The following is a 7256-nucleotide window of genomic DNA, read 5'->3' as shown; positions in this document are numbered from 1 at the left end:
CCATTTATTGAAGGAATTAAAGCCATTTGGGTTCCAACAGCTGGAATTATAGATTATGTTGCCGTTTCAAAAATGTTTGTTCAACAAATTTCTGCAATTAATTTTGAAAGTAAATTAATTACTTCTTGTAAAGTAGAGAAGGTGGTTTCTTCTGAGCACTATACAACGCTTAAAACCAATTTAGGAAATTTAATTGCTGAAAAAGTAATATTTTGTACAGGTTTATTTTCTGATAGAGTTGCTGAAAAAGACGATTTAAAATTGGATATGCAAATTGTTGGTTTTAGAGGAGATTATTTTCAATTAAAACGGGAAACTGAACATAAAATTAAAAACTTAGTGTATCCAGTTCCTGATCCTAAATTTCCGTTTTTAGGAGTTCATTTTACAAGAATGGTCGATGGAAGTATTGAATGTGGTCCAAATGCCGTTTTTACCTTCAAAAGAGAAGGCTACAAGCGTACAAGTTTTAGTTTTAGAGATACTTATGAAGCATTAACATTTGTTGGTACTTGGAAGTTATTTGGAAATAACTGGCGTAAAGGAATTGATGAATATAAACGAGCTTTTTCAAAGCGGTTATTTGTAAAAGCTTTGCAAAAAATGCTACCTACTATTACGGTAAATGATGTACAAGCTGCAAGAGCTGGAGTTAGAGCACAGGCAATTGATTTTCATGGAAATATGGTTGACGATTTTAAAATTATAAAACAAAATAACAATATTCATGTGTTAAACGCACCTTCACCAGCTGCAACATCGTGTATGGCAATTGCCGATGAAATTGTAGCTATAGTTCTAAATTAAAGGTTATGAAATTTTATCAAAAAGAAATTCAGCTTACACCTTATAAAAGAGGTTTTCATTTAATAACTAATGAAATAATTACAGGAATTCCTGAAATTAAAACAATTTCAATTGGGCAATTACAAGTTTTTATAAAGCATACATCTGCAAGTTTAACAATTAATGAAAATGCAGACGATACTGTTAGAGATGATTTTGAAAGTCATTTTAATAAAATGGTTCCAGAAAATATGCCATATTATAAACATACTTATGAAGGGGCCGATGATATGCCAGCTCATATTAAAACTTCACTTTTGGGAAGCTCAGTTCAAATACCAATCACCAATGAAAAATTGAATTTAGGTACTTGGCAAGGAATTTATTTATGTGAACATAGGAACTATGGTAGTTCTAGAAAATTGGTGTTAACTGCTTTTGGAAATTAATTTAATTTTTAGATTCAATATAAAAATTTTTATCAATTTCAAAGCTTAAAATAGGTGTTTCTAATAACAATACTTTCCATTCTTTAGTTGGGAAGATCCACCTTTCAGAATCGTTTAAATAAGTTTTTACAGGCATATCAAAATCTTCAACAATGTTAACCCATTTGAATTTTAATTTATTTTTAGAAATTTTGTAAACTAACTTAGGAATCCTAATATCTCGTAAGTATTGATTGAAAAAAGCGGATAAATCTATTTTAGTGTGTTCACTTATATAATTTTCAATTTGCTCAGTAGTCACAGTTTGATGATAAAATTCATTGTTTAAACCTCTAAGAATTTCTCTAAATTTTTCATCATCCTCTAATAATTGCCTTAAAGTATGCAGCATGTTTGAACCTTTATAGTACATATCTCCAGATCCTTCATGATTTACATTGTAAATACCAATTATTGGCCTGTCATTTTGAATATTTTCTCTTGTCCCAATAACATATTCGTTGCCTGCTTCTGTTCCATAATGATAATCTAAAAATAAGGTTTCAGAATATGCTGTAAAACTTTCATGAATCCACATATCAGCGATATCTTTATAGGTAATATTATTTGCAAACCACTCGTGACCAGATTCATGAATAATGATAAAATCGAATTTTAATCCCCATCCAGTTCCGCTTAAATCCCTTCCTAAATAACCATTTTGATACTGATTCCCGTAGGTTACAGAACTTTGATGCTCCATACCTAAATAGGGAACTTCAACTAGTTTAAAACTATCTTCATAAAAAGGATAAGGACCAAACCAGTGTTCGAAGGCTTGTAACATTCTTTTTACATCTTTAAACTGTTCCTTAGCCTTTCCAAGATTTTCTTTTAAAACATAATAATCACAATCTAAAAGACCTTTCTCTCCTTCATATTTTTCTGAAAAATGAGCATAATCTCCAATATTCATATTTACACCGTAATTATTGATTGGATTTTCAACATACCAATGAAATGTTTTTGTGTAATCAGCATTCTCTGTTACATTTTTTAGCCTTCCATTTGAAACATCCATAAGATGGTTAGGAGTTGTGATATTAATTGCCATATTTTCCGGTTCATCATACATGTGATCTTTACACGGCCACCACAAACTTGCACCAGCTCCTTGACATGAAGTAGCAATAAAATCTATTGAGTTGTTGTCTTTCTCCCAAGTTAAACCTCCGTCCCAAGGTGGTCTTTTAGCAATTACGGGTTCTCCTTCAAAAAAAACGGTTAGTTTATTTGTATCACCTTTTACTTGTTTGTCTTTTAGTTGAATGAAATATGAATATCCATCTTTTGTAAAGCTAAGCTCAGAATCATTTTGAGTTATTTTCGTGATTTTCATAGGATCTTGTAAATCAATTTGCATTATTTGATATGGATCAAGAACTTTATATATAATATTATTATTTCCTGAAATTGATGTTGTTTCTGGAAATACCTTAATATTTAAATCATAATGTTTTAAATCCCACCAAATTCGTTCTTTAGTAATAGATCCTCTAAGTGTATCTTGATGTGTGAAAATTTTATTTTGAGAAAAAAGTGGCGCTGAAATGAGTAATAGAAATAAATTGAATATTATTTTTTTCATAATATGGCTTCAAAATTAAATGTTGAAGATAATAATTAATTTATGATTGTTCTTCTAAATATTTTTCAGCTTTTGACATCGCTTTAGTAATATCAGAAACAATATATTTTCTTTCAATAATCTCATACATACCATTTTTTCTGAAATTTCTTCTTAAATCTATACCAATACCAGATAAAATTACTAGGATACCTCTTTCTTTAAAAGTTTTAACTATTTCTTTTAAACTTTGAAATCCTGTAGCATCAATCATTGGTACATATCGCATTCTTATTATAATCACTTTTTTATCTTGGTTATCAATAGTAATTGTTTCTTGAAATTGCCTTGCTGCACCAAAAAATAAAGGTCCATTTATTTCATATAAAATAACTTCACTTGGTAAGTTTTGTAGTTCTTCATCAAATAAATTTTCACTATTTCTTAATTCAGAAGTGATGTTTTTTATGTGAACAGATTCACTCATCCTTTTCATAAACATAAAACTAGAAAGTACAATGCCAATTTCTATAGCAATAACTAAATCAAAGATTACTGTTAAAAAGAAGGTGGTTAGCAGAATAATAATATCCATGCTACTTCCTTTTAAAATAGATTTAAATTGTCTCCATTCACTCATATGGTAGGCAACAACAATTAAAATACCAGCCAAACATGAGAGCGGTATTAATTTTGCGTAAGGAGCAAAAAGTAGCATTATTGCAAGTAATATGAATGCATGAACAATTCCGGCTATTGGAGTTCTTCCTCCATTTTTAACATTTGTAGCTGTTCTAGCAATGGCGCCTGTCGCAGGAATACCTCCAAATATAGAAGATGCAATATTTGCAAAACCCTGCGCAATTAATTCCATATTTGAACGATGTTTTCCTCCAATCATAGAATCAGATACAACTGCTGAAAGCAATGATTCTATACTTCCTAATAATGCAATTGCAAAAGCGGGTTGAATTAATGATTTTACGGTTTCATAATCAAAATGTGGAATTGAAGGCAAGTTAAAGTTGCTTGGAATTTCTCCAAAATTGCTTTCAATAGTGTCTACAGGAATATTAAAAACTTGAACAACAATAGTTGCTAATAGAATTGCAACAATAGATCCTGGAATTTTTTTTATTAATTTCTGAAAATAAATAGTTACAATTACGGTTGTGGCAGCAATTGAAATTGCATACCAATTAATGTTGTGAAAATTATTAAAATAAACAATCCATTTATCAATAAAATCAGCAGGAAGGTTCGCAATGTGAAGACCAAAAAAATCATTAATTTGAGAAGAAAAAATAATTAAAGCAATACCGCTAGTAAAACCAACAATAAGAGAATAAGGAATAAATTTTAATAAATTTCCAAGGCGAGCAAGTCCCAAACCAATAATTATAAATCCAGCCATAAATGTTGCTATGGTTAAACCATCCATACCGTATTGTTGAACAATACCATATACAATTACAATAAATGCACCTGTTGGCCCTCCAATTTGAACTCTACTACCTCCAAAAGCTGAAATAATAATTCCTGCAATGATTGCCGTAATAATACCTTTTTCAGGAGAAACACCTGAAGCAATAGCAAAAGCAATGGCTAATGGAAGTGCTACAATTCCTACAATTATACCTGAGATAAGGTCTTTAAAAAATGTTTCTTTAGAAATCCCTTGCTTTAGTAGGGAAAATAATTTGGGTGTAAATTCTTTTTGCATTTGAATTATATAAATGAATTCAACTCCTTTTTCAACTAAGAATTAAGTTTTAAGGAGTTGTAAATTTAATCAAATAAAACAAGGTTTAGGATTTGTAACTTAGAAAATCATGAATAAATTTATTTATAGCATTATTTAAATTTATTTTTGCTTTTTTAGATAATTCAATTTTAAAATCCCATTCAAAACCTTGAATTTTAATTAGATAGGCTTTAGGTTTTTTATAATAAATGGTTTCACACAAATTTAATATTTGATTTGGAGGGACTTCATGTGTTGAAAATGCAACTTTTTCAGAAGGGTATAGTCGTTCTATAGTGAAACCTTCATTTAAACTAGTTTTATTAGCGTCAACAAAAAATATAGTTTCATACGAACTAATTAAATCTGCATCTTCAACCATTAACTGATATTTGTACAACAGATTTTCTTCGTTAAATCCTTCTTTTTCTAGCAAATCTAAAAAACACCAACCAAGACCATCGTCTTGGCGAGTGTTATTTCCTATCCCAATAATTAAGGTGTTATCTAATTTTTTCATCAATTAAGTTTCCTTGGTGATCTTCTAATTGAACAATTAATGGCATTTCTCCTAAAGCGTGTGTGGCACAACTTAAACAAGGATCATAAGCTCTAATAGCAATTTCTATTTGATTTAGCATAGGTTCAGTTATTTCAGGTTTATCATTTAAAACACTTTCTGCAACTGTCCTAACACCTCTATTCATTGCTTCATTATTATGTGTTGTAGAAACAATTAAATTACATTTTGTAATTAAACCTTTTTCATCAATATGGTATTCATGAATAAGTGTGCCTCGTGGAGCTTCAATAACTCCAATTCCTTTTCTGCGAGGAACTCCTTTTCTAACTAAATCAGTACCCATAATATCTTCGTCTAATAGCAATTCTTTAATGCTTTCAGCGCAATGAAGTAGTTCTATAAGACGCGCCCAATGAGTATGCATGGTCATATTATTAGGCTTATTTTTTGTATTAGCTTTAAAAATTTGCCGTTCAATTTCAGCTAATGGTGTATTAATATGTGAACAGGTATTTAAGCGAGCTAATGGTCCAACTCTGTTCCAACCTTTTTCTCTTCCATATTTTGTCATGTATGGAAATTTTAAATAAGACCAAGGTTCTACTGCTTCTTTAAAATGATTGGAATATTCAATATCTTCAATGTTTAATAACTCATTTCCTTCAAAATCAATAGAACGAAGTCGACCATCGTATAATTCCAATGCACCAGTTTTTTTATCAATCAATCCTAAATGATTCGATGGGTATGCTGCAAAACTATCAACCCAATCACTATTTTTTAGATGATATGATTTCATAAAATCAATAATTTCTTTAGACCAAGAAATCATTGTGTCAATAGCCGGAATTTCTTTTCCATCTAAGAAATATTCTCGTTCTTTAGCTGTAAATGTTTTATGCACACCACCAGGAACTGCTAGAATACCGTGTATTTTTTTCCCAGCAAGAGCCTTAATTATTTCTTGACCATATTTTCGCATTAAAATTCCTTTTTTTGCGAGCTCTCTATTTTCTGTTGCAACAGCAACAATATTTCTTTTTTCGGCAGGAGCATCAATTCCAAACAATAGGTCAGGCGAAGCTAAATAGAAAAAATGTAAGGCGTGAGATTGGAAAATCTGTCCGAAATGTAACAACTTACGAAGTTTTGTAGCTGTTGGAGATAATTCTTCGGGATCTATACCAACTAATTGGTCAATTGCTTTTGCAGCTGCTAAGTGATGGCTTACCGGGCAAATTCCGCATAAGCGTTGTACTAAAACAGGAGCTTCCCAATATGGATGTCCTTGAATAAATTTTTCAAAACCTCTAAACTCTACTATGTGTAAAAAGGCATCACTAACTTTACCATTTTCATCTAATTTGATGGTGACTTTTCCATGTCCTTCAACTCGTGTAATTGGATCTATTGTAATTTTTCTTGGATTCATTTTATTGAGTTTTAAAGGTTAATCATATTTAAATTCAGGATATGCTATCTCATGTTCTTCTTCAAATAAGATATTCTTAATTACGCTCCAAATATGATTGGAGTTAGGAGGACATCCAGGAATATGATAATCAATTTTTACAATTTCATGATTTGAATAAACTTTATTTAAAATTTTTGGAATATCTTCATGATGAGGAATTATTGTTTCATTATCCTCACTTGTTAAAGAATTTAAATAAGATTCTTTTAAACATTCTTCTAAGGGGATAGTGTTTCTAAGTGCTGGTAAACCTCCCCAAATGGCACATTCACCAACAGAAACTAAAATGTCGCAATTTTCACGGAAAGCTCTTAATACTTCAAAATTATGAGTATTACTGCAGCCTCCTTCAATAATACCGATATCACAACGTTGCGTAAATTTTTTAATATCAGTAAGTGGAGATTTATGAAATTCAACGACTTCAATTAAATCTAATAATCCCAAGTCAATATCAAGCATTGACATATGACACCCGAAACAACCGGCCAAAGACGTTGTTGCCACTCGTTTTTTTAGACCGTTCGTTTTATTGATATTGGTTTTCTTAAAAGGTATTTTTTTTCCTTCAACTCCAAAGTCAAATTGTCTATCTCCAAAAGGTTTACTTATTGATTTGCCTTTAACTAAAATAGCACCAGTTGGACAAATATTCATGGCATATTCAGCTTGTA

The 7256-nt window shown here is 30.5% G+C and carries 7 protein-coding genes; 2 read left to right on the top strand and 5 right to left on the bottom strand.

Going from position 1 to position 7256, the window contains the following annotated elements; all coding sequences use genetic code 11:
* Together lhgO and Q0352_RS14115 are read left to right on the top strand one after the other, a co-directional pair.
* Positions 1-807 (top strand): L-2-hydroxyglutarate oxidase (lhgO, locus tag Q0352_RS14120; RefSeq protein WP_299528623.1); only part of this gene is annotated, 807 nt, incomplete at its 5' end.
* A gap of 5 nt (positions 808-812) precedes the next feature.
* A complete protein-coding gene (locus tag Q0352_RS14115; RefSeq protein WP_299528620.1) occupies positions 813-1235 on the top strand; it encodes a secondary thiamine-phosphate synthase enzyme YjbQ in 423 nt (140 codons plus the stop codon).
* A gap of 1 nt (position 1236) precedes the next feature.
* Here the strand turns inward: Q0352_RS14115 and Q0352_RS14110 are convergent, their stop codons facing one another.
* From Q0352_RS14110 to Q0352_RS14090, 5 genes are all read right to left on the bottom strand, one after another.
* On the bottom strand, positions 1237-2862 hold the full coding sequence (locus tag Q0352_RS14110; protein ID WP_299528617.1) for a M1 family metallopeptidase: 1626 nt from the start codon (positions 2860-2862) through the stop codon (positions 1237-1239).
* Positions 2863-2902: 40 nt separating this feature from the next.
* A complete protein-coding gene (locus Q0352_RS14105; protein ID WP_299528614.1) occupies positions 2903-4564 on the bottom strand; it encodes a SulP family inorganic anion transporter in 1662 nt (553 codons plus the stop codon).
* 85 nt (positions 4565-4649) lie between these two features.
* Positions 4650-5105, bottom strand: a complete 456-nt coding sequence (locus Q0352_RS14100; protein WP_299528611.1) for a hydrogenase maturation protease — start codon at positions 5103-5105, stop codon at positions 4650-4652.
* Entirely contained in the window at positions 5089-6540 is a 1452-nt protein-coding gene (locus Q0352_RS14095; RefSeq protein ID WP_299528607.1) for a Ni/Fe hydrogenase subunit alpha, read from the bottom strand. The genes Q0352_RS14100 and Q0352_RS14095 overlap by 17 nt, the downstream gene beginning before the upstream one ends.
* 18 nt (positions 6541-6558) lie before the next feature.
* Positions 6559-7256: hypothetical protein (locus tag Q0352_RS14090; protein ID WP_367274656.1), on the bottom strand; the 698-nt coding region annotated here is incomplete at its 5' end.

It is taken from the genome of uncultured Lutibacter sp., from assembly GCF_937891065.1.
In the GTDB taxonomy this organism is placed as follows: domain Bacteria; phylum Bacteroidota; class Bacteroidia; order Flavobacteriales; family Flavobacteriaceae; genus Lutibacter.
This window is presented reverse-complemented; position numbering and strand designations above follow the sequence as displayed.

Bases quoted from the DNA above. Each gene is read 5' to 3' on its own strand.
- Q0352_RS14105 (WP_299528614.1), bottom strand. From the start codon at position 4,564: ATGCAAAAAGAATTTACACCCAAATTATTTTCCCTACTAAAGCAAGGG.
- Q0352_RS14110 (WP_299528617.1), bottom strand. From the start codon at position 2,862: ATGAAAAAAATAATATTCAATTTATTTCTATTACTCATTTCAGCGCCA.
- Q0352_RS14115 (WP_299528620.1), top strand. From the start codon at position 813: ATGAAATTTTATCAAAAAGAAATTCAGCTTACACCTTATAAAAGAGGT.
- Q0352_RS14095 (WP_299528607.1), bottom strand. From the start codon at position 6,540: ATGAATCCAAGAAAAATTACAATAGATCCAATTACACGAGTTGAAGGA.
- Q0352_RS14100 (WP_299528611.1), bottom strand. From the start codon at position 5,105: ATGAAAAAATTAGATAACACCTTAATTATTGGGATAGGAAATAACACT.